19 protein-coding genes and 1 riboswitch are annotated in these 23,994 nt (G+C 46.8%); of the genes, 4 read left to right on the top strand and 15 right to left on the bottom strand.

All coding sequences use genetic code 11. The annotated features are described in order from the left end of the window. Nucleotides 1–104: 104 nt before the first annotated feature. The 8 genes from B9A14_RS14770 to B9A14_RS14805 form a co-directional block, all read right to left on the bottom strand. A complete protein-coding gene (locus B9A14_RS14770; RefSeq protein ID WP_084666602.1) occupies nt 105–1,199 on the bottom strand; it encodes a sugar ABC transporter substrate-binding protein in 1,095 nt (364 codons plus the stop codon). Between the two features lie 38 nt (nt 1,200–1,237). Next, nucleotides 1,238–2,818, bottom strand: coding sequence for a response regulator (locus B9A14_RS14775; protein WP_084666603.1), 1,581 nt, complete (start codon nt 2,816–2,818; stop codon nt 1,238–1,240). Between the two features lie 27 nt (nt 2,819–2,845). Next, nucleotides 2,846–4,366, bottom strand: coding sequence for a sensor histidine kinase (locus tag B9A14_RS14780; RefSeq protein WP_084666604.1), 1,521 nt, complete (start codon nt 4,364–4,366; stop codon nt 2,846–2,848). A gap of 13 nt (nt 4,367–4,379) precedes the next feature. Next, nucleotides 4,380–5,381, bottom strand: coding sequence for a sugar-binding protein (locus B9A14_RS14785; protein WP_084667187.1), 1,002 nt, complete (start codon nt 5,379–5,381; stop codon nt 4,380–4,382). Between the two features lie 149 nt (nt 5,382–5,530). Beyond that, entirely contained in the window at nt 5,531–6,466 is a 936-nt protein-coding gene (locus B9A14_RS14790) for an ABC transporter permease (RefSeq protein ID WP_084666605.1), read from the bottom strand. 3 nt (nt 6,467–6,469) lie between these two features. Then, on the bottom strand, nt 6,470–7,540 hold the full coding sequence (locus B9A14_RS14795) for an ABC transporter permease (protein ID WP_084666606.1): 1,071 nt from the start codon (nt 7,538–7,540) through the stop codon (nt 6,470–6,472). Then, entirely contained in the window at nt 7,537–9,033 is a 1,497-nt protein-coding gene (locus B9A14_RS14800; protein WP_084667188.1) for an ABC transporter ATP-binding protein, read from the bottom strand. Before B9A14_RS14800 ends, B9A14_RS14795 begins: the two co-directional genes overlap by 4 nt. A 229-nt stretch (nt 9,034–9,262) precedes the next feature. Next, nucleotides 9,263–10,390 (bottom strand): BMP family ABC transporter substrate-binding protein, encoded by a 1,128-nt coding sequence (locus B9A14_RS14805; RefSeq protein WP_084666607.1) that lies wholly within the window; start codon nt 10,388–10,390, stop codon nt 9,263–9,265. Nucleotides 10,391–10,544: 154 nt separating this feature from the next. Beyond that, nucleotides 10,545–10,645, bottom strand: a riboswitch (purine riboswitch). A 218-nt stretch (nt 10,646–10,863) separates the two neighbouring features. Here B9A14_RS14805 and B9A14_RS14810 point away from each other — a divergent pair. Next, complete coding sequence (locus B9A14_RS14810) at nt 10,864–11,856, top strand: 2-hydroxyacid dehydrogenase (protein WP_084666608.1); 993 nt, start codon at nt 10,864–10,866, stop codon at nt 11,854–11,856. 99 nt (nt 11,857–11,955) lie between these two features. Next, nucleotides 11,956–13,137 (top strand): pyridoxal phosphate-dependent aminotransferase, encoded by a 1,182-nt coding sequence (locus B9A14_RS14815; RefSeq protein ID WP_084666609.1) that lies wholly within the window; start codon nt 11,956–11,958, stop codon nt 13,135–13,137. Nucleotides 13,138–13,255: 118 nt separating this feature from the next. On the opposite strand, the gene B9A14_RS14820 is transcribed toward B9A14_RS14815, so the two are convergent. From B9A14_RS14820 to xdhA, 6 genes are all read right to left on the bottom strand, one after another. Then, on the bottom strand, nt 13,256–14,113 hold the full coding sequence (locus B9A14_RS14820; protein ID WP_084666610.1) for an FAD binding domain-containing protein: 858 nt from the start codon (nt 14,111–14,113) through the stop codon (nt 13,256–13,258). An 84-nt stretch (nt 14,114–14,197) separates the two neighbouring features. After that, a complete protein-coding gene (gene ssnA / locus B9A14_RS14825; RefSeq protein WP_084666611.1) occupies nt 14,198–15,523 on the bottom strand; it encodes a putative aminohydrolase SsnA in 1,326 nt (441 codons plus the stop codon). A 2-nt stretch (nt 15,524–15,525) separates the two neighbouring features. Next, the gene (locus B9A14_RS14830) at nt 15,526–15,999 is read right to left on the bottom strand and encodes a (2Fe-2S)-binding protein (protein ID WP_084666612.1); all 474 of its coding nucleotides are present in this window, start codon (nt 15,997–15,999) and stop codon (nt 15,526–15,528) included. A gap of 196 nt (nt 16,000–16,195) precedes the next feature. Beyond that, nucleotides 16,196–16,657 (bottom strand): xanthine dehydrogenase subunit XdhC, encoded by a 462-nt coding sequence (gene xdhC, locus B9A14_RS14835; RefSeq protein WP_084666613.1) that lies wholly within the window; start codon nt 16,655–16,657, stop codon nt 16,196–16,198. Next, nucleotides 16,650–17,534, bottom strand: coding sequence for a xanthine dehydrogenase FAD-binding subunit XdhB (gene xdhB, locus B9A14_RS14840; RefSeq protein ID WP_084666614.1), 885 nt, complete (start codon nt 17,532–17,534; stop codon nt 16,650–16,652). The genes xdhC and xdhB overlap by 8 nt, the downstream gene beginning before the upstream one ends. Nucleotides 17,535–17,556: 22 nt before the next feature. After that, nucleotides 17,557–19,848 (bottom strand): xanthine dehydrogenase molybdenum-binding subunit XdhA, encoded by a 2,292-nt coding sequence (xdhA, locus tag B9A14_RS14845; protein ID WP_084666615.1) that lies wholly within the window; start codon nt 19,846–19,848, stop codon nt 17,557–17,559. A 232-nt stretch (nt 19,849–20,080) separates the two neighbouring features. Here xdhA and B9A14_RS14850 point away from each other — a divergent pair, with 232 nt between their 5' ends. Together B9A14_RS14850 and B9A14_RS14855 are read left to right on the top strand one after the other, a co-directional pair. Then, nucleotides 20,081–21,952, top strand: coding sequence for a hypothetical protein (locus B9A14_RS14850; RefSeq protein WP_084666616.1), 1,872 nt, complete (start codon nt 20,081–20,083; stop codon nt 21,950–21,952). Between the two features lie 143 nt (nt 21,953–22,095). Continuing rightward, complete coding sequence (locus tag B9A14_RS14855; RefSeq protein ID WP_084666617.1) at nt 22,096–23,004, top strand: decaprenyl-phosphate phosphoribosyltransferase; 909 nt, start codon at nt 22,096–22,098, stop codon at nt 23,002–23,004. Here B9A14_RS14855 and ligD read toward each other — a convergent pair. Further along, on the bottom strand, nt 22,997–23,983 hold the full coding sequence (ligD, locus tag B9A14_RS14860; protein ID WP_231967814.1) for a non-homologous end-joining DNA ligase: 987 nt from the start codon (nt 23,981–23,983) through the stop codon (nt 22,997–22,999). The two genes, B9A14_RS14855 and ligD, sit on opposite strands and share 8 nt — an antisense overlap. Nucleotides 23,984–23,994: the final 11 nt, after the last annotated feature.

The raw sequence follows: 23,994 nt of genomic DNA on the forward strand, positions 1-23,994 counted from the left end.
CTCTATACCTTTTTGGGATAGTTCTGCATTTTATAGGGGAATTATGTTACACGCTCCTTCTAAACGGGTATTATTTTGGCATAAAAAAAACAGGTCTTGCGACCTTATGGAGTAGTACCTTGGGATAACTTCTTTGGTCTATATCTATACACATCCTGGGAAGAGTGAAACCCATCTTTTATCACTGTTTCATCAATATTGTTTTTATCTACGCTTATGGGTTCTATAACATAAGAAGGAACGAAATACTTTCCATCATAAATAGTATCCTTTGTGTCCAGGGTTTCTCCTCTAGCGAGCTTCAAGGCCATCCCCGCTGTCTTTTCCGCTAGCTTAGCTATAGGTTTATATACTGTCATAGCCTGGGTTCCTTCTACGATCCTTTGGCAAGCAGCAAGATCCGCGTCCTGCCCAGTTACTAGAGTGCTCCCTGCCATCCTACGTTCCGCTAAGGCTTTTATAACACCACCGGCCAGGCTATCATTCCCGGCAATTACCGCATCAATCCTTTTGCCGCTTTGAAGTATATCATCTGTAACCTTGAAAGCATATTCCACCATCCAGTTAGGTGCCCATTCCTCGGCGAGGATTTTTATGTTTCCGCTAGCCACCCGATCCTTTAAAATGCTATCATATCCCTCTTTTATCATCTTAGTGTTATGATCCGTAGTGGCACCATTTACTATTAAGTAATTACCCCTGGGTACCCTGTTTACCAGGTATTGGGCCATAAAGCGGCCCACTTTGATGTTATCGAAGGATATATATAGGTCTACGTTAGATTCCGTAACCAGCCGGTCATAGGATATTACTTTCACACCCTGTCGTTTAGCCATCTGGACGGCAGTCGCCGCCTTTTTAAGATCATTGGGTACTAGAATGAGTACCTGGATCTGCTGATCAAGGAGGTACTTTACCTGTTTTAATTGATCTTCATCATCGTTATTAGCATTCTGCACAAACACTTCCGCCCCTAACTCCTTAAGCTTAGCCATTAAAATATCCCTATCCCTAAGCCACCTTTCCTCTTTTAAGGTACCTAAAGAAATACCTATCCTAATTTTAGCTTTTTCTTCCAGGGGAGCAGGTGAACCCTGCTGGGTACAGCTTGCAAGAAGGGTTATAAACAAAAGGATCAAAAAAAGAAAGAAGAAATCTTGGTACAATCTCCCAGATATAAAGTTTAACTTCCTGTACATAAATCTTTCCCTCCCTTCCGTTAACTAAGAAGAGAAGTCTATGGGAGGCCAAATTTAGTACGGTACTCGCTAGGCGTTAGGCCAAAAACTTTCTTAAATATCTTGGTAAAATAATTAGGATCCTGGTATCCAACCTGATAGGCTACGTCTTTAATACTTAAAGTAGCGTTTTTCAAAAGCTCCTTGGCGTGGCGCATCCTCACCTCCGTGAGATAATCGGAAAAGTTCTGTTGGGTTTCTTCTTTAAATAGCTTGCTGAAATAGTGATAACTTATATTTACGGCCCGGGCTACCTCATCCAGGGTGAGTTCCCTGGAGTAGTTCTCGTTTATAAACTGCAAAGCCTTCTCTATGACTTCACTTATCTCCTGGGATTTATAAAGCCTTATATCTCTAATAATAGCCTCCAGATTCTGGATGAAACGGAGCTTCAAATCCGTAATCTCGGTTAAGTTTAAAAGCTCAAGAAGCCTTTGTTCCTCCAATACTTTGTCGGGATGGGAGTAAGAGGCCATCCTCATCAAAACTATCGATAGCTCCAGGAGCCGCATCTTTATCTTGGCTTTATCGTTAACATAGTTAAGCGTCAACCAGGTGAAGATTTCCTCAAAAATGGCCTGGGCTCCAGCTACATCTCCCATTAACACTTTATCTATAAGCCTTTTTTCTTTATGCAGGGGGTAAAAATCCGGTGGAGCCTCAGGGAGGCTTAAATCCCTGTAGCGGATAATCTTTTCCCCACTGGATAACTTGACCGCCCGGTCGGCTTCTTCATATGACTTCCAAAAGTTTTCCAAAACGTAAGGGCTTCCTATTCCTATACAATAAGGAAGCTCCACACCTGCCTTGAGCTTAATTGTTATTTCCTGGGCTATCTCTATGGATTGGTTGCGTAAAGTATACTGGTCAACGTCTTGGGGAACCGGTACATATACCAGAACCCGATTAAGCATAAGGGGGCCCACAAGGCACTTGACAGTCTCCTTGGCCGCCTCCCTAAAAAGAAGGCTTAAGTTATACTTATCCAGGCTAGATTTCAGGTCCTCCCGGTCTTTATCTTCGATATGGAACAGCATCACATATCCAAAGGCAAGGGGCATCTCAAAAATTTCCTCATAAAAGGGGAGGTTACGCAAGCATTGGTTATCAAACAACAGGGAGTAGACGAATTCTCCTTCCAGGTGAGGGACTATTTTTACAATCTTTTCTTTAAGCTCTAGTTCCTGCAGGAACGCTCGACGGTTCTGTTCTATGATCTCCCGGGCCTTATTTATAATTTCTATAACTTTATTCTTGTTTATGGGCTTTAAGAGATAATCTAGCACCCCCAAATTTATAGCTTCCTTAGCGTAATTAAAGTTTTCATAGGCAGTAATAATAGCAAACAAAATATTAGGATGTCGTTTCTTTATCTGCCTTATAGCTTCCAGCCCGTCTATTCCCGGCATCCGTATATCTATTAAAATAACGTCGGGTTTTAGTACTTCTGCTTTTTCTACCGCCTCCCGGCCCGACTTGGCAAAGCCTACCACTGTAGCTTCTTCCGTGTATTTGTCTATTATAAATTTTAAAGAATCCAGCACGATCTGCTCGTCATCAGCTATCAACACTTTTAACATAAGATCCGTCCCACCTTTTTCAAGGGATTAACTTTGTACAATTCGCCTATCTTCTTTCAAAGGAATTTTTAAGATTACCTTAGTACCTGCACCTTTCTGGCTGTAGATCTCTATGATATCCTGGGCTTCTTCTACATTGTAAAATAGCATCAGCCGGTTTATAACGTTGTGCATACCTATACCGCTTACATGTCCTTCCCGACCGCCATCCGCTAGTTCCACCTTAAGGATAGACCGTATCACATGATCTTCCATACCTACGCCGTTATCCTCTACCTCTATGGCCACATATCCATCCTGCTTTTTTACCTTTAAGGCAATTTTCCCGGGACCCTCCATCTTTTCTATGCCGTGGAGAAAGGCGTTTTCCACCACCGGCTGTATTACTGTGCAGGGGATCTCCAAATCTAAGACGCTATCTTCGATATCTAAATAAAAATCTATTTTATCTCCGAACCTAGTTTTAAGGATATACATATAGTTTTCTACATGCCTAATCTCATCCCTTAAGGTTACCGGTTTATCTAGGCGTTTAAGGTTATATCTGAAGAGATCCGCCACCTTCTCAATAAACAAAGCTGATTTTTCTGCCCCTTCCATCATAGCTAGCTGGGAGGCAGCGTTCAAAGTGTTAAATAGAAAGTGGGGATTAATCTGGGACTGGAGAGATTTAAGCCTAGCATCCTTCAAAAGATTTTTCATCATAAGGTTTTGCATTTCCTGTTCTTTAAGCCTTTTCTCCATCTCTGCCTGGTACTTGATTTTATCAATATAATTCTTTATACTTACCGCCATCCTGTTGAAAGCTTCAGCTAAGATTCGAACTTCATCTTCCGTCTCCCCTTGGATGTTCACCGGTTCCACACCAAAGTCCCCCCGGGAAATCCTCTCTGCCGAACGGGAAAGCTCAATAATGGGTCGCGTAATTTTGTAGGTAAAATATATAGCTAAAAGGATACTAGATAGGAGCAACCCTATAATTAAGAAAAAGTTAAGGTAGCTTAGGAGTACCATGTGACCCTTGATACTTTCGTATTTTTGGGAACCCTCCTGGAGTTTATTATAAAGAAGCTCGTTTATATACGTTTTTATATAACCGGCAATCTTATGGGATTCTGTGAAATGAACCAGGTATACCCCGCCCATACGTCCCCTCTTGGCATTAACTGCAGCGTCTGCTTCCTGGAGCAAATTATCCATCATATTCCCGATGTCTTTAAGCATCAAGGTGTTCTTGTCATAACCTTTTAGTTGGGAAAGTTGGCTAGCTTGTTCTTGTAATTTATTGTTTAAGTTATAGTATTCTAACAGGGCCTCCGAAGATTTACTTCCCAGATATCTTTCTACAGTGCTCTCCAAGGCGGTAATCTCTGTGTATAAATTGTTTAGATATACGTAATCAATAAAAATATTGGTAAGGCGGGATATAAGGGTCTGGGCGCTGTAATAAGAAGCCAAACTGGTAAGCCCCAAAAGTAAAGTAATTACCAGATAATACAATAACATCTTTTTGCGCAAGCCAGTAAATTGCCAGAAATTCCAGCCCATGTTCTCACCTGTTCTAACTACCTTTTTGTTCTTCCCGGTAGCGGTTCACATTCTCCTTAGTGATAATTTTCACCCCTGTATCAATAAAGGTAGAGGTATTATCCTTTTCCTTGATCTCTAGAAGAGCCTTGATGCTTTCGTACCCCATTTTATAGGGGTCGTTCATAACCGTACCGTAAATTATGCCTCTCTCTATATAGCGCAGGATTTCCGGTGTATCTCCATATCCCACGATTTTTATATCCCCCACCCGGTTAAAATCCACTATAGCCTGGGCTACCCCTAAAGTATCCACAGAATCCATGCAGTATATGGCATCGATGGGAGGATGATGGTTAAGGATAGATTGAGTTATCTCTTCAGCACTCAAAATGCCCAATTTAGAGGTATAGATATCTACAATTTTCATATCCGGGTGTTCGCGTAGAGCGTTTAAGAAGCCATTCAATTTTAAATTCTGGTAGATTACGTCCTTTTGGCCGTCATTGCTCACAATTATAGCTATATTAGCTTTGCCAGCTGTAGCTTGTACCATTAACCTCCCGGCCTGTTCCCCCAGTACAAAGCTGTTGGCCCCCACAAAAGCCTTCCTTTTGCTTTCTTTGGCGTCATTATCAATAGTTATTACTGGGATGCCCCGGGAGTAAGCTTTATCAATCAGGCGGGTGAAATCAGTAGCATAAGAGACGTGGGTTATTATACCATCAACCCGGGCGGTAATAGCCATATCCAGGTATTTTATTTCTTCCTCACTATTATTAAACCGGGGAGCACTAAACTCCAGGGCTAGATTATATAGGCTTGCTGCTTCAGAGGCCCCTCTATATACCTCCCGCCAAAAGGGATCCACTGAATTAGGGGCTACCAAGTAAAAATGATACTTGGGGATAGAATTGTTAAAAAGGGGCTGAGTAACCGAGGAAAAAGTCCGGGGCCCGATTACATAGATCTTAAGTATTAAAACCAGCGTAAGTAAAACACCCAGAATTATTAGAGATCCTCTCGTTGTGCGCATCTTCTTCTTCCTTAAAAGGATTTTTCTTTTGTCCATATGTACATTCGACATGGGTTGTCTTTGTCCTGCAAGCTAGAAACAACCCCCCAACCCTAAAAAATTTAAAACCCCACCCCTAATATAAAGGGTGGGGATCTAAAATTAAATTTTTACCTTTCTTCGCGGTCATATGGAATAGCTAAAGCTCCCGGAGCTCCCACGTGTTTTACTATGGTCTGACGGGTGGCCACGATTAGGACCAGCACAGTAAGGATATACGGCAGCATCTTTAAGAAGAAAGAAGGAATAGAAATTTTGGTAGCCGCTTGCAAAGTATAAACTAAGGAATCTACTCCTCCGAAGAGATAAGAGCCCAGCAAAGCTCTTACCGGATCCCATACAGCAAAGATAACCAAGGCTACGGCGATCCATCCACGACCGGCAGTCATGTTTTCCAACCAAGTAGGGGCATAAGCCAGGGAAAGGAAAGCTCCACCGGCCCCAGCCAGCATCCCGCCAAGCACAACATAAATATACCGGAGGGCAAACACATTTACTCCTAAAGCGTCGGCTGCCGCCGGGTTTTCTCCCACTGCCCGTAAATTAAGTCCCGGCCGGGTGTGATAAAGGTAATACCAAAGAAGGGGAACAAGAAAATAAGTTAGGTAAACGAGGGGATTGTGTTGAAAGAAAACCGGACCGATAACAGGTACCTGGGATAAGCCCGGAACAGCCACAGCTTTGAAAGTGGTGGGCAAGGGTTGCCCGATATAGGGCTTACCCAAAAAGCCGCTCAACCCTGTACCGAAGAGGGTTAGAGCCAAACCGGTTACCACCTGATTGGCCCGCAGAGTTATGGTTAAGAAAGCAAAGATCGAGGCTAAAGCGCCAGCAGCCACCATGGCTGCTAGAAACCCTAACCACGGGTTGGCGGTCCTAGCCGTAACTATGAACCCCGTGACCGCCCCCACCAGCATCATTCCTTCTACCCCTAAGTTTAACACCCCGGCCCGCTCAGCCAGTATCTCCCCTAAGGCGGCGTAAAGGATAGGGGTACCGGCAGTAATGGCCGCGGCCAGGGCAGCTATCCAGACGGAAACCTCCATGGTTTATGGGGTAACCTCCTTCCTTTTCCACCGTAAGCGGTAGCGGGTTAATATCTCCCCTCCCAAGACAAAGAAGAGTATAGCACCCTGCAGCATGGATACTGTAGCCGCAGGTACCCCCATCTTTTGAACACTATAACCTCCTACAATTAGGCCTCCAAAAAGGAAGGAGACCAAAATAATAGTAACGGGATGAAGCTTGGCTAGCCAGGCGATAATAATAGCGGTATAGCCATATCCAGGGGAAATACCATGCTGGAGACGATGGGTTATCCCGGCTACCTCGCTCATACCAGCTAGTCCTGCCAGGGCCCCACTTAAAAACATGACCAGTAAAATATTGCGTTCGATTTTGATACCGGCATATCTAGCCGCCCGGGGGCTTTCCCCAGTAATCCTTATCTCATAGCCCCACCGGGTCCGCCACAGAATAATGGTCAAGATAATGGCAGCTATGAGGGCAAAAACTAATCCCAAATGTACCCGTGTTCCCACTAAAGTAGGGAGGGTAGCCGATTTGCTAAAAGGTGCTGTAAGGGGAAAGTTAAAGCCTTGGGGATCTTTCCAGGGACCGTAAACTAAGTAGTCCACCCAAAGGATGGCTACATAATTGAGCATTAAGGTGGTTATGACTTCGTTCACACCCCATTTGGCCCTAGGTATAGCAGGAAGCAAGGCCCATAACCCGCCCAGGAGACAGCCCATCACAAACATAGCTGGTAGCATAATATAGGGGGGCAGATAAGGAAAGCTCAAAGCTATCCAACTTGCGCCCAAGGCTCCCATATAAAACTGGCCTTCAGCTCCGATGTTCCAGAGGAGCATGCGGAAGGCCACCGAGACTCCTAAACTCGTTAACATAAGGGGGATAGCTTTGACGACGGTTTCCGAAACCCCGTACTTAGAACCTATTACTCCTTTTAACATCTCCCCGTAAACCTTTAGGGGGTCAAAACCCGTCATAAAGAGGAAGAAAGCTCCCAGGACCAAGGCTAAAATTATAGAAGATACAGGTATTAGGACTGTCATCCAGGGTGAAGGGGAAAGCCTCTTTTCCCACACGATCCTGGTCATGCGCTGACCTCCATTCTTTTAGCTCCTGCCATCATTAGTCCTAGCTCTTCTACATCCGCCTGGTCAGTAGGAACTATACCCATGATCTCTCCTTCATAAAGGACAGCTATACGATCGGCTAGGCGGAAGAGTTCTTCCAAATCTTCCGAAATAAGGAGAATAGCTGTCCCCGCCGCCTTTTGTTCTAAAAGGAGCCGGTGTACTGTCTCCGTGGCTCCTACATCTAATCCTCGCGCCGGGTATACAGCTACCAGTACACGGGGGCGGCTAGATATCTCCCTAGCCAAAAGTAAGCGCTGAAGGTTGCCACCCGACATCATTTTCACTGGAGCTTCTAAGCTAGCTAGCTTAACTTGGAAGCGTTCTATCAGTTCTTGAGCCCACTGCCGGGCTGCCCGCCGGTTAAGGAGGACTTTTCCCCACCGGGGATGGCGGTACTCCTTTAAAAGCAGGTTATCTACGGCCCCCAAGTTAGGTACTAAACCCATACCCAAGCGGTCTTCAGGGATGAAGCTCACTCCCGCAGCGATAACCCGGCAAGGGTCGCAGTGTATAATCTCCTTCCCCTCTACAAGAATAGATCCCTTTAAGGCCGGTCTTAAACCTGCGATAACCTCGGCCAGCTCCCGCTGTCCGTTTCCGGCTACCCCGGCAATACCTAATATCTCGCCAGCGGCCACCGAAAGGTTTATACCCTTAAGGGCCAGCAACCCCTTATCATTCAGGGCTTGAAGGTTCCTTATCTCTAGCATAACCCGGCCTTGGGGAGGCCTTTTTTTATCCCCTGTCCAAAAGATCTCCCGCCCCACCATAAGCCGGGCTAGCTCTCTCTCGTTGGTCTCCTCTTTTTTGACCGTAGCTACTCTCCTACCATGGCGTAAAATAGTAATGGTATCGGCTGCCTCCATAACCTCCTGTAGCTTGTGGGTGATAAAAATAACGGCACAGCCCTCAGAGGCCATTTTCCGTAAAGTCCGATAAAGCTCTCGGGCTTCTTGCGGAGTTAAAACAGCCGTAGGCTCATCCAGAATAAGCACCCGGGCGCGCCGGTAAAGGAGCTTTACTATTTCCACGCGCTGTTGTTCACCTACGGATAGCTGCCAGATGCGGGCGAAGGGATCTACCTTCAGCCCATACTTTTCGGAAAGCTCGGCTATTTCTTGCGCCAGTTGGTTGAGATTAAGTTTGATACCACCTTTTAACCCTAAGGCCACATTTTCCGTTACTGTAAAGGGTGCCACCAAGCGAAAGTGTTGGTGGACCATACCTATGCCCGCCGCTATAGCATCCCGCGGTGAACGAAAATAGACCCTTTTCCCTTGAACATAAATTTCCCCGCTATCAGGGCGGTATAGGCCGGTGAGGATGCTCATCAGGGTGCTCTTCCCTGCCCCGTTTTCCCCTAAAAGGGCATGGACCTCCCCAGCCCGAACGGCTAAATCTACCCTATCATTGGCCACTACCCCAGGAAAAACCTTGGTGATATTACGCATTTCAACCAAAGGCGTCACTAGCTTTCGCCTCCCAGCCGTAAGCCTAGGTAAACCTTTTCGCTAATTTAAGGGTAAATTCCTTCCGGAGGGATAAATTAATTTATAGCTAAATCTACTAAATAAGACTTAACATTGAGCAAATATTTTCCACATAATTAAATTAGAGGGCTATTTTTAAGGGCCGCAAGGTCCATTCCCGCGGCCCTTAAAAATCCTACACAGCTTAAGTTTAACGCGGGATTTCTCCTTCTACTCCTTCTACAAACCAATTTACCCCTAGAACTTCTTCATGGCTCATCCTCTGGCCCTCAGGCACCCTGACCTTGCCACTTTGATCTTTAATAGGACCCTGGAAGACGTAGAACTGCCCATTTATGATCTCTTGCTTTTTCTTCGCTACCAGATCCCGCACCTCTTGCGGAACTATTTCATTAATGGGAGCAAGATCCACAATACCATCTTTCATGGTACCATAATATTGCTCAGACTTCCAGGTACCATTCTTGACAGCCTCTACCGTCTTAACATAGAAGGGTCCCCAGTTCCATACAGGAGAAGTCAAGTTAGCTTTGGGAGCAAACTGGCGCATGTCAGAATTGTACCCGATACCATAGGCACCCCTTTCCTGAGCTGCTTGCTGGGGCCCTGGAGTATCCTGGTGTTGGGCAATAACGTCAGCGCCGGCATCTAAGAGGCTTAAGGCAGCCTGCTTTTCCGCTGCCGGGTCGTACCAGGTATTTGTCCATACCACCTTTACCTTAACTTTAGGATTTACTGAACGGGCTCCTAAAGTAAAGGCATTGATCCCGCGGATAACCTCTGGGATGGGATGGGCTGCCACATACCCTAGGATATTGGACTTGGTCATCTTACCTGCCACTATACCTGAAAGGTACCGTGGCTCTTCCATGGCACCAAAATAGGTACCTACATTGGGCGCCGTCTTGTAACCAGAGCAGTGCTCAAAGACAACCTGGGGATATTTTTCCGCTACCTTAATGACATAATCCATGTAGCCGAAACTTGTGGCAAAGATAACTTTATTTCCCTGTTCAGCTAGCTCGGTCAGGACCCGCTCTACATCCGCTCCCTCAGGGACGCTCTCCAGGTAAGAAGTGGTTACCCAAGGTAATTTTTGTTCTAAATATTTTCTTCCCTGATCGTGGGCCCAGGTCCATCCGGCATCACCTACAGGTCCCACATAGATAAAGGCTACTTTCATTTTCTCTTCCTTAGCCTGACCACCTTGTGGGCTTCCTCCCTGAGGGGCAGACTGTTTCCCCCCACATCCTGCTAATAATAAAACTGTAAGGAGCAAAGCAAAACCCACTAACCCTAGCCGCTTGATCTTTACCATTTTAACCTCCACCTACTTTCCTTCGAGGTTTTAAGTTTTAAATTTTAAAGTAATCTTTTGAGGGGTTTATCTTTGAGCTCTAAAGCTCTTCTTCTTTACCTTTCCCCTCACCCCCTTTTTAACCCATTAAAAAACCAGGTCAACCGCTTCAACCCCACGAAGAACCAAGCTTCGTAGTCAGGTGATTTGCGGTCACCTGGTAGAGACCCCCGGACCGATTACCGGGGTTATACGAAGCTCTTATAAAACTCTTAATAAATATAGGTTTTACTACTATGCAAATACGTAAAGGCCACTTTGATTATTCATATAGGGTTCCTACTATAAAATATAATTCGCCAGCAATGCCTAAAATCCTGCTCCCCGTCCGAAAAAATTATTTATACTGTATTCTTGTAGCTTAAATTAAAGGATATCACAAGGGCATGTCGAATATATAAAACGTCATTGAAAACTGGTAAGGAGGGTAAACCATGACTAAATGGAAAGTATATGTTACTCGACCTGTCCCCCAGCCAGCTATAGATATGCTGGCCGAGCACTGTGAAGTGGAGGTTAATCCTGAAGACCGTGTCTTAAGCCATGAGGAGTTGATAGAAAAGGTCAAAGGCCGGGACGGAATCTTTTGTCTTCTAACGGATATCATCGACGCGGAAGTATTGGATGCGGCTAAAGGAGCCAAAGTTTTTGCTAATATGGCCGTAGGTTTTAACAACATCGATGTCCAGGCGGCCACAGAAAGAGGTATTCTTATCACCAATACCCCTGGTGTACTTACCGAAGCTACGGCCGACATGGCTTGGGCTTTGCTTTTTGCCGTGGCCAGGCGTATAGTGGAGGCTGACAAGTACATGCGCGCCGGGAAATATAAGGCCTGGGGTCCCTTACTCTTCTTAGGCCAAGAAATAACAGGTAAGACTTTAGGTGTGATAGGTGCCGGCCGGATTGGCACCGCCTTTGCCCGTAAGGCCAAAGGTTTTAACATGCGGGTTCTATATAATGATGTAGAGCCCAATCCCCAGTTTGAGGCCGAAACTGGCGGGGTGTTCGTAGATAAAGATACCCTTTTACGCGAAGCTGACTTCGTCTCCCTCCATGTCCCTTTGCTACCCTCCACTTACCATCTTATCGGTGAACGGGAGCTTAAACTTATGAAGAAGACGGCCATCCTTATAAACACTTCCCGTGGCCCGGTGGTGGATGAAAAGGCCCTGGTGCAGGCCCTAAAGGAAGGGGAGATTTGGGGAGCTGGCTTAGACGTCTTTGAAAATGAACCTGAGATGGCTCCAGGCTTAGCGGAATTGGATAATGTAGTAGTATGCCCTCACATAGCCAGCGCTACTTGGGATACTCGCATTGCCATGGCCACCATGGCTGCAAGGAACCTTCTAGCCGCCCTGCGGGGAGAACTACCACCCCAATGTGTAAATCCCGAGGCCTATTATAAACGACAAGAAGCAAAGTAGAGAAGGAAAAATTAGACCTTAAGCAAGGTTTACTTAAGGACAGGGTTGCTTCAAGATAAAAGGTTATTTGGGAAGAAGAGTAAAAGGAGTGAAAGATTCATGTTTGAAAATCTCTTGGCTCGTAGAATGTATGACCTAGGGACTGAGACGGCCTTTGAAGTTTTGGCTAAAGCTAAAGCTTTAGAGGCCCAAGGAAAAGATATCATCCACCTGGAAATAGGGGAACCAGATTTCGATACCCCCCGCAACATTATCGACGCAGCCATTAAAGCCCTAAACAGCGGATATACCCACTATACCCCGGCTCCCGGATTGATGGAGGTACGCCAGGCCATAGCTGAGTATGCTACCAGACAGAAGGGAGTCCCTTACACTGCTGAAGAGGTAGTGGTAACTCCTGGTGGTAAACCCATCATGTTCTTTAGTATCCTGGCCCTGGTAGATCCTGGCGACGAAGTAATTTATCCTAACCCCGGCTTCCCCATTTATGAATCTGTTATTAAATTTGTAGGCGGTAAACCGGTACCCATCCCCATTCGGGAAGAAAACGACTTCCGCCTGGATGTAGAGGAACTGGCTCGTTTAATTACCCCCCGTACTAAGATGATAATTATTAATTCCCCGGCTAATCCTACTGGCGGTGTACTAACCCGAGAAGATGTAGAACATATCGCCGACCTGGTCCGGGGAAAGAACATCATAGTCCTCTCGGACGAAATCTACGATCGCATCGTTTATGATGGTGCCCAGCCGGTATCTATAGCCTCTCTCCCTGGTATGAAGGACTGGACTATAATCTTAGACGGATTCTCTAAGACCTATGCCATGACCGGGTGGCGCTTAGGGTACGGCCTCATGCACAAGGAACTGGCCGCCCGCATCGCCCAGCTCATGGTGAACTCCAATTCCTGTACCGCCGCCTTTGTCCAAATAGCTGGAATCGAGGCCCTAACCGGTCCCCAGGATGCGGCTTGCGCTATGGTGGCTGAATTCAAACGACGGCGGGATATCATTGTAGAAGGATTGAACTCTATCCCTGGTATAACCTGTAAAAAGCCGGTGGGCTCCTTTTACGTTTTCCCCAATGTAAAATCCTTTGGCCGGCCCAGCAAAGAGATCGCTGATTTCCTTCTCGAGGAAGCGGGTGTAGCCGTCCTAGGAGGAACAGCTTTCGGTGAATATGGGGAAGGATACTTACGTTTGTCCTATGCTAACTCAGTGGAAAATATCCAAAAAGCTTTAAACCGCATGGAAGACGCTTTAAGGAAATTACGTCGATAAAGTCAGACCTTGCTTTAGTCCTAGCTTGCAAAATTACTTAAAAAGGCCCTTCTCCTTTAAACTAAGGAAAGGGGCCTTTTTTAATTTAAGGGGGCTTTCTTAAAATTTAAAGAAAGGGCTATAAAGCTTGGATTGCGGTCTCCAGGGCCCGCCGGACCAACACCCTTACCATTTCTTTCCTATACGCCCGCGAACCACGAAGTAAGCTGTCCCGGGGCTGGGCAAGTTCGGCCGCTATCTTGGCCGCCTCTTGTATTTTTTCCTGGCTAACCTTGGCTCCTATCAGAGCTTCTGCTGCCTCCTGGCAAAGGAAGGGCTGTGGAGCTACCGGCGCTACACAGATACGCGCCCTTTCCCAGCGGCCATCTTTAATTTGGACCCGCACAGCAACATTAAGAATGGGTAAGGATAAAGCCCGGCGAGGTGAAAGTCGGACAAAGGCCGAAGCTTCTCCTTCTCCCCATTTGGGTACTAAAAATCTCCCCAGGAGTTCCCGAGTACTGTCCACTTTAGAGCGCCCTACTCCTTCATATAAATCTTCTACGGCTACCCTCCTCTTCCCCTGCGATCCCCATATTTCCGCTTCCGCTCCCAAGGCTACCAAGGCCACTGCCGTATCGGCCGCCGGCTGCGCATTAACTACATTCCCAGCCAGGGTACCTACATTACGGATCTGGGGCGAGCCTACAGAAGAAGCCGCCTGGGCTAAAGCAGGAAGCTTTTCCCTGATAAGCGGAGATGTAGCAGCCTCTCTATGGGTTACCCCGGCACCTAGACTTATAGTATCCTCTTTCTCCTGGATGAGGTTTAACTCCGGGATGCGGGTTATGTCCACGAGTACCCGGGGTTGCAAGCGCTTCTTCTTTATATCTATGATCAGATCCGTACCGCCCGCTATGATTCTGGCCCCTTCATAGGTGTTGAGCATCTCCAGGCATTCGGATACAGAATGGGGAAAAAGGTAAGCAGAAACCATACTAAATAAAATCCTCCTCCCGACCTAGCTTAAATAGAAAACATGCTTATTTTTACTTAAAGGTCAGGGCGGTAGCTGAAAGCTCTAAAACCTTTCCCAGACTTTTTGGGCTAGCTTACGGGCCCGGGCTGCAATGGCAGCTTCATCTAAATGGAGAAGCTCTCTGTTGTGCATAAGGATCTTCCCACCAATGATGGTGGTATTCACTCGACCTCCATGAAAGCCGAAAAGTAAGTGGCCGTACCAGTTTTCACCTGTAAAGGGCGTGGGAGGTTCGTAATCCACTAAAATTATATCTGCATATGCGCCGGGAATTAGGCGCCCTAATGGACGAGGGTAGAAGGCTTGCAGGATACGGGTATTATTGGTGAAGGCCATAGTAGGAATCTCCTGCCATCCAGCGCTGGGATCACCGCTTACAAATTTACGCAGGACATTAGCTACTTTCAAGGATTCAAACATATCGCATGTATACCCGTCAGTACCCAAACCTACTATCACACCGGCAGCTAACATCTCTCCTACGGGAGCGCATCCCACAGCGTTACCCATATTAGATTCCGGATTATGCACCACCATGGTTCCCGTATCTCGCAGGATACCTATTTCCCTTTCGGTAACGTGGACGCAATGGGCGGCGATGGTACGAGGTCCCAAAATCCCTTTATCAGCTAGCCTTTCCACCACCCGCTTACCAGAACGTTCCAGAGCATCCTCTACGTCCTGGATGCCTTCCGCCACGTGAATATGGAAACCACAGCCCAGCTCCTCTGCCGCCTCCCGGCAAAGAGCCAATGTCTCATCGGACAAGGTAAAAGAAGCATGTAGACCAAAGGTAGCGGAAAGCAAGCCCTCCCGGTTGCGATACTTCTTAATGGCTTCCACGTTTTCTTCTATGCCTTTCCGCGCTATCTCCGGGCCATCCCGGTCGGAGACTTCATAAGCCAGGCAAGTACGTACCCCGACCTCCTCTACTGCCCTAGCTATAGCCTCCAGACTCCCTCGTACAGCCCGGGGGCTCGCATGGTGATCCAGTATGGTAGTGGTACCGCATTTAATGCACTCTATAAGGGGTAAGAGGGCGCTATAATAAACATCTTCCAAGGTCAGAGCTTTATCCAGCCGCCACCACAGCCGCTCCAGTATCTCCAAAAAATTGGTGGGAGGCGGATCTTTCAAGGCCATCCCCCGGGCAAAGGTGCTATAAAGGTGCATATGGGTGTTGGTCATACCCGGCATTATGATTCTGCCACCGGCATCTAGGAATTCTGCCTCTGGATAAGTTTCCTGTAGCTTGCGGGTAGGACCAATAGCTACGATTTGGTCCCCTTCTATAACTACGCCCCCTTCCTCTTGATAGGGAGCCTCCGGATCCAAAGTCAAAAGGCGACCATTGCCTATGATAAGCATGTTTACTCTCCCCTCGCTATAACTTCCGCCGCTTTCTGTACAGCGCGCACTATTTGGCTATAGCCGGTACAGCGGCAGAGGTTGCCGGAAATAGCTTCTTTAATTTCTTCTTTAGTGGGACAGGGGTTGCTATCCAAGAGGGACTTGGCGCTCAAAATCATCCCCGGTGTACAGAAACCACACTGCACAGCACCTTCAGAAATAAAGGCCTCTTGCAAGGGATGTAGCTTTTGGCCTTGGGCCAGGCCTTCAATGGTAGTAACCTCCCGGCCTTCAGCTTTAGCTGCTGGAAGGAGGCAAGAAACCACCGCCACTCCGTCTAAAAGCACAGTACAAGCTCCACATTCCCCTTCCCCACACCCCTCCTTGGTACCTGTTAATCCTAAATAATCCCGCAGAAGCCGGAGCAGGGTAATTCCAGCCGGTGCCTCTACTTGGACTTCCTTTCCATTCACTTTAAGCCTAAACTGCCGCACGAGCCCTTCCCTCCTTTCTTCCCGAAAACCAACTCTAAAACAACTTGAACTCACCTTAATTTCCTAAAGTATAGCCAGTTTCAGTCCCAAGACTGCTCGTGGCTTTAGCTTGCCCTCAAAATTTAATTCTTTTTAAGTCCGGGCCTTTCCTTTCAAGCCTAACTAGCCTTTCGGCAGCTTAGCAGTAACTTAAGACTTAGTCAGCCAGCGCTTTTTCTACAGCTTTAATAATGTTCTGGTAACCTGTACAGCGGCAAAGATGGCCAGATAACTCCCTTTTAATTTCTTCCCTTGTATACTTCTTACCGCTTTCTACCAGGGCCGTAGCTGTAAGTATATAACCGGGTGTACAAAAACCACACTGGATGGCTCCCTCTTCTATAAAGGCTTTTTGTACCTTGGAAAGCTCACCATTCTTAGCTATACCTTCTATGGTTACTATATTTTTACCTTGAGCCCAGACAGCCAAGTAAATACAAGAGTCAATGGGGATGCCATCGATGAGAACGGTACAAGCCCCGCATTCTCCCACTCCACACCCTTTTTTAACGCCTGTATATCCCAAACGGTTTCGCAAAACTTCAAGGAGCGATTCGCGAACGTCAACTTCTAAGGTTTCCTGTTTTCCGTTTACTACAAAGGAAATTTTTTTAAGCAATCTCCTCGCCCCCTGCCTTTATAATGGCCACTTTTAAGGCCCTCTGGGTAAGCTCCTCCACCAAGTGCTCCCTGTATTCTTTGGAAGCCCTCCAGGAAGTTCTTGCTTTCGTCGATTTAACTGCTAGTTTTCCAATTTCTGCTATGGTCTGGGCGGAAATGCTCTTGCCTTTGGCATAGGCTTCTGCTTCCAGACATCTCAAAGGAGTTGGACCCGCCACTCCCAGCCCGATCCTGACATCTTCAAAAATACGACCTTCCTTTATTTTGCAAAGCACAGCCACGCCCAAAATAGCTATATCCATGGCTTTACGGGCAGAGAATTTAATATAGTGCCCCCCATAGCCCATATAATCCTCTGGGGAAATGATAATCTCAGTAAGGAGTTCCCCTGGTCTTAAATCAACTTTTCCGGGGCCCAGGTAAAACTCTTGAATGGGAATGATCCTCTCCCCTTGCTCGCTCTTTAATCTTAATTTAGCGTTTAGGGCGAATAAGGAAGAAGCGCTGTCTGCCGAAGTGGCGCCGTTACAAATGTTGCCACCTATGGTAGCCACATTACGGATCTGCGGTCCACCCATAGATAAAGCGGCTTCCGTTAAGATAGGGATATTTTCTTTAATAACAGGATTATTGATAATCTGGGTGAAAGTGGTCAGTGGCCCGATGATAATTCTTCCGTCCTTAAGTTTCCGAATACCTTCCAAGGATTTTATTTTGCGGATGCTGAGTAACTCTGCTTTTTGTACCTCGCCATGATGTATTTTAATTAAAACATCGGTGCCGCCCGCAATGACGATTAAATTAGGATTGGCCGCCAAGAGTTTTGTAGCCTCATCTATCGTTTCCGCCTCAAAATAAGCTTTTATATCATACATAAAGCCCCTCCTCACCACCTTCTTATATTAACCCGGCTTCTTTAAACTTCTCAAAGACCCGCTGGGGGTAAAGGGGTAACCGGTTAAAGGCTACACCTGTGGCATCTAGAACGGCATTCCGGATGGCAGGAGCTACAGGCAGGACAGGTGGCTCCCCTAATGACTTATTTCCAAAGGGACCCGTGGGCTCAAAGGTTTCCACAAAGGCTACCCCGATTTCTGGGATATCCATTATAGAGGGGAGTTTATAATCTAGTAGGTTGTTGTTAAGGGGCTTCCCGGTCTTTTCATCAAACAACATCTGCTCTAAAAGGGCATAGCCTATCCCCATGCTCACGCCGCCGTGAACTTGTCCTTCGGCCAATTGGGGGTTGATAATTTTACCAGAATCGTGCACGTTATATATCTCCAGGATCTCGATCTTCCCCGTCCTGATATCTACTTCTACCTCCACAAAGGTTGCACCAAAGGTATAAGCGTTCACCCTAGCATTATTGGAAACATCGCTGGTTATGGGTTGGGCAGAAACAAGATCATAGTAACTCCTTAAAGCTACTTCGGAGAGGGGCATAACCACATTTCCTGTATCTTTATAAACGATATTCTGGTCCTTAATATCCAAAGCATGGGCAGGTATACCGGTCATAGAACATGCAAAGTCAAGGATCTTTTCCTTAACTTCTAAAGCTGCTTTCCTTACTGCCATACCTGTAATATAAGTTTGCCTAGAGGCATAAGCACCGGTATCAAAGGGTGTGATATCTGTATCCTGGGTAGAAATTACATGCACCATATCCACCGGGATACCTAATATCTCTGCGGCCATCTGAGCAAAGACAGTATCGCTCCCTTGGCCTATTTCGGCAGCACCGATCTGCAATTGGATGGAACCATCCTGGTTAAGGACGATTCTGGCTCCTGCTATTTCCTGGCCCGCCGGGTAGGTCCCGGAAGCGTAACTGAAACAGGCCATCCCTAACCCCCTGCGTCTATAACCTGTCTGATTTTTATACCGCTCTTTTTTCTCCTCCCACTTAATTAATTCCTTGCCTTTTTCAATGCACTCCCTTATCCCGCAACTCCTTACCACATTTCCATTTAAGGGATCTACATAGCCCACCTGGACCAAGTTTTTCTTACGGAATTCAATGGGATCCATATTTAGTTTTCTAGCAATATCTTCTAGATGGCATTCCACAGCAAAGGTTATCTGGGGAGAACCATAACCGCGCATGGCCCCGGCCACGGGCAGGTTAGTATACACAGTGTACGGCTCATATTTTAAGGCTTTCATGGGGTATAAGACCCTAAATTTAGAACCCCCGGCCATAAGAATAGAATGGCCATGGGAGGCATAGGCACCGGTGTTGGAGATGGCGATTATATGCATTCCAATCAATTTTCCGTCTTTGGAAACACCGGTTTTAATTTTATATCTGATAGCATGCCGGGTCCGGGTATCGATCATACATTCTTCCCTGGATAGCTCAAGTTTTACCGGCCTTCCACCCACAGCCAAAGTCATAGCGGCAACTAAAGGCTCCAGGCAAACATCTTGTTTGCTCCCAAATCCGCCGCCCACATAAGGCTTAATTACCCGCACCCTTCCCCAGGGAATACCTAAAGCTTGGGCGACAATTCTCCTTACAATATGGGGGATCTGGGTGGAGGTTATAATTACAATACGGCCATCGCTATCTACATAAGCACAGGCTACATGGTTTTCTAACTGGCAGTGCTGTACAATGCTTGTTTCATATTGGCCCTCAAAAATATAATCAGCTTCTTTAAAAGCTTCCTCAATATCCCCAATCTCATACCCCGTAGAGCTTACAATATTTCTTTCACAGTCTTCATGGATTTTAGGTGCGCCTTCCCTCATGGCCTCTTCAGGATCAAACACCGGTTCCAATACTTCATACTCTACCTCAATCAATTTCAGGGCTTCCTCTGCTATTAATTCGTCAGTTGCCACTACTGCTGCAATAGCATCCCCCACAAAGCGTGCTTTGTTGGTTAAAATAGTCCGGTCTTCTTTATCCCTGTGCTTGGGGTCTAAGGCATAGGGATGGCCTGCAGTAGCAAATTTGTTCTGCGGGACATCTTTATAAGTTAAAACTGCTTCTACGCCGGGTAAGGCTTTGGCTTTGCTGACCTCGATGTTTTTAACAAGGGCATGGGCATAAGGGCTTCGTAGTATTTTCCCTACGAGCATATTTCTTTCTAAAAAGTCACTGGCATATTTCGCTTGACCGGTAACTTTGGCAATAGCATCCACCCTGGCAACGCTTTTCCCCACCACTGTAAAAGCCATCTTAATTCTCTCCCTTTCCCATTTTGCCCGCGATACTATGCATGAGGTCTCCCATGTATTTGGTAACGCCCCTATGTTTATAATTCGCTATATCTTCCTTAAATCCTGCTAATAACTTTAAATATCACTTAATTTTCCTTTCCGTTGGCGAGGTCTAGAAAACGGCCTAGAAAATATTCTACTTGTAAAAAGGAAAAAATTTAGCTTAAGGTATAAAAGGGAAGAAGATACCATGTCCTGGTTTATTTTTATAGCAGCCACTTTATTAGTCCTTGCTTCAGCCTTCTTAATAAATAAGCCCTGGTCCTTACCCACAGGAGAAGGGTTACTAAGCCTTTTTGTCCTTATGACAGCCCAAATTATATTTTCTCTCCTCCTGGCAGGGGCAGTATTACAAAGGCTTACCATACCAGTTGTACTTCTGATTAATGCTCTTTTCTTTTTTATAGTTCTATTGGTTCGCTTACGCCAGGGTCATATAAGGCGAGCTTCTCCCTGCTGCTCCATTAAAGTTAAAGAAAAAATAAAAGAAATTAGAGGCAACTTTTGGGCTCTAGCTCTTCTATTTCTGGTAACAGGAGAAACAGGCTGGCTTACTTTCCTTGGTTACCTTTTCCCCCCTTATGATTGGGATGGGTTAGCCTACCACTTGACCGCGGTAGCCGCCTGGATAGAAGCCGCCAAAATTACCCTTACCCCTCACTCTTTATGGGCTAACGTTTATCCTCTAAATACTGAGCTTATTTTTACGTGGAATATGCTCTTTTTAGGCAGCGATATTATTGTAGACCTGACACAATTAGGTTTTGCCTTGGCGGGAGCTGGAGCCGTTGCTGCTCTAGGGAACCTGGCCAGCCTTAAAACCCCTGGCAAGGTAGTAGCCGGAAGCCTTTTCTTCCTTACCCCCATCATTTTAATTCAATCTAAAACAGCTTATGTGGACGTAGCTTTAGCCTCTATGTTCCTTATCTCTTTTTATTTTTCTTACCGCTATGCCCAGGATCCTAGAAACGTTTACCTTTGGCTGGCAGGTCTTGGTTCAGGTATTACTTTAGGTATGAAATCTTCGGCAGCCCTATACGTAACTGTTAACACCCTTTTCATTCTAAGAGGGCTAGGTAAGTGTTACCGGCAAAGGGCGGGGAAGGAGTCCCTTTTTTATCTTAAAAGGCTAGGGCTTTTCCTTTTCCTCGTTTCTTTAGGGGGTAGCTTCTGGTATCTCCGTACCTGGTATTATTATGGCAATCCCTTTTACCCTTTTACAGTGGAGATCTTCGGTTATACCCTTTTCCCCGGTAGCGGGCAGGTGGAAAGCCTAATTATGCAACCTAATACTCCACGGGAATTACGGAATTTACCCTGGTACCAGCAGGTATGGATCTCCTGGCAGGAAACGAATGCCCCTTACGTATATGATCAGCTCCTAGGCGGTTTCGGTCCCCAGTGGCTATACCTAGAATTTCCTTCCTTGGTCATAATAACGTTAAAAGCCTTGTTTCAACGTTCCTGGCGGCTCCTTAGCCTTTTTATCCCCTTCTGGGTTCTCTTTGTTCTGCACCCCGCCAACTGGTGGTCGCGGTATACCATCTTCTTTGTAGCCGCCGGCGCCCTGGCCCTGCCCTTGCTAGAACAGGAGCTCCCCTCCTGGCTAGCTCAGCCTTTGAGGGTAGCCACTTTAAGCTTAGTTCTAGTTTCTCTGGCTGGAAGCTTTACCCATACCTACTTCTCTCCCCAGGTAGTGAGCCGTTTCTTAGCCCTCCCGCCAGAAAAACGCACCTTCGCCGAGCTTAGACCCTGGGGAGATGAACTAGCCTGGGTAGACGAAGTACCCCCCGGTTCGCGTATAGGATATACTAAAACTTCTTTCCCCTACCTGCTCTACGGTCACCACCTGCGTAACCGGGTATTCCGTATAACACCTTCCAGCCGGAAAACTTTCTATCAGGAAATATTAAACCTTGACCTCCAGTACATCTTTACCACCAAGGATAGCCCGGCTGCCCATTGGCTTAAACAGGGCTCTCTGGGCTTCCACCCTTATTTCCGTTATGGTGATTATATAGTGTTTCGGCGCATGAACTGGGAAGGAAAGGGAAAGCCTTAAAGGTAAGAAACCGAGAAACCTGGATCCTATCAACAGAGATCCCGCTTGAAAGATAACAGAGATCCCGCTTGAAAGATAACTAATGTCAAATTTAAAGCAATTGGAGAAACAAGAAGTGTCCTAAACTTAAGGAGGAGGAAAAGGTGGGCTTAGTTCAAACAAACAATTTAGTTAAAGCATCTACCTATAAGGTTTGTTATTACCTCTTCTTAAGTTTACGCCCCAAGCAGTGGATAAAAAATACTTTTATCTTCGCACCCCTTATCTTTTCCCGGCACCTGCTAGAGGCCTCCCTTGCTTTAAGAACCCTCCAGACCTTCGTCCTTTTCTGCCTGGTTTCTGGGGCCATATATCTGCTAAATGATATAGCCGACCGAGAAAGGGACCGGCTGCACCCTCGCAAGCGGTTACGCCCGGTGGCCGCAGGACTGGTTTCGCCCTGGCAGGCAGGAGTATTCGCCCTTTTGCTTCTTATATTAGGACTAATATGGGCCTTCAGGCTAGGCTGGCAAGTGGGAAGCTATACCTTAGCTTACGCCGGCCAGGCTATGCTTTACTCCTTGTATCTTAAGCACCTGGTCATCATTGACGTTTTCCTGGTAGCTTTGGGCTTTGTGCTGCGGGTGCTGACCGGGGCCAGCGCCATACAAGTCAATGTATCGGCTTGGCTGCTAGCCTCGGTTACCCTCCTAGCTTTATTCCTGGCCCTCTGTAAAAGGCGCCAGGAACTGGGTTGTTTGGAACAAGCGGTTAAGCACCGAGCGAGCCTGGCCGAATATTCCTTACCCCTGCTGGACCAGCTCATAACCATAGTAACTTCTTCCACAGTAGTTATTTATGCCCTATATACCTCCCTGGGATCCGAAAACCAATACCTTATGCTCACTATCCCCTTGGTACTTTTCGGCCTCTGCCGGTATCTTTATCTTTTACACCATCACCAGGGAGGTGGCGAACCCGAAACCCTTATCTTTCAGGATAAACCCTTGGGGGCTACCATAGTACTCTGGGTAGTGGCCTGTCTGTTCATACTCTATTATGGCGCTACGTAAAATCTCTACGTCCTGAAAGAGGGAACCTCTCATCTCTCCAGGGCGAAACACCTCCGTTATGGTCCAACCTCAACAATAAACCCCGGTAGCTGGGATGGCGGAGATGGCCCTCCGGCGTTTCCTCCAAGTATTCCACCTCGCATACCAGACGCGGTTCTACCCATCGGGGCCGGGTCAAGCCAGGTACCGGCTCTGCAAAGGGTGGGGAAATAGAAGGTAGCTTTTCCAGCTCCATCAATAACCTCTGTTCTTCCTCCTGGTCAAAACCTGTACCCACCTTTCCCCTGTACACCAGCCGGCCATCCTGGTATTCACCCAAAAGGAGGGCACCTAAGCTACGGCGACCGGTCCCAGGCTGATATCCTAAAATAAGAAATTGACCCTGCTGGGTACGCCTAAACTTGCGCCAATAAGAGGAGCGGCGGCCCGGAAGGTAAGGGCTCCTTCTCTCCTTGGCCATGACCCCTTCCAGACCCTGTTTCAGGCAGGACTCGAAAAACCTGGTACCATAGGTATCGATAAAGGTAGATACTACCAGGTTATCTAGGTGAGGGAGAGCTTCCTGAAGCCAACCTCTGCGTACCTCTAAAGGCTTAAGCATAATGTTTTCACCCTGGTAATACAGGAGATCGAAGGCCACAAAAAGGGCGGGGTTGCGGCCAGCTGCCTGGCGTACCTTCCACTCATCGGTCAAATTTCCCCGCGCCTTAAGGAGGTTGAAGGAGGGACGGCCCTTATCGTCTAATACAATTATTTCTCCGTCCAGTACTACCGGCTGTCCCTTAACTGCATAGTGCAGGTTAGATAATTCTGGGAAGGAAGGGGTGAGGTCACGTAGATTGCGGGATTGAAGGATAGTTTTCCCATCAATATAGGCTAAACAACGGTAACCGTCCCACTTTACTTCATAAAGGAAGTTAGGAGAATCAAAAGGAGGGCTAGATACAGCCAACATAGGCCGCAGCCTAAATATAGGCAACCGGGTATCCC

The sequence above is a fragment of the Thermanaeromonas toyohensis ToBE genome, assembly GCF_900176005.1.
Classification (GTDB): Bacteria; Bacillota; DSM-521; order Neomoorellales; family Neomoorellaceae; genus Thermanaeromonas; species Thermanaeromonas toyohensis.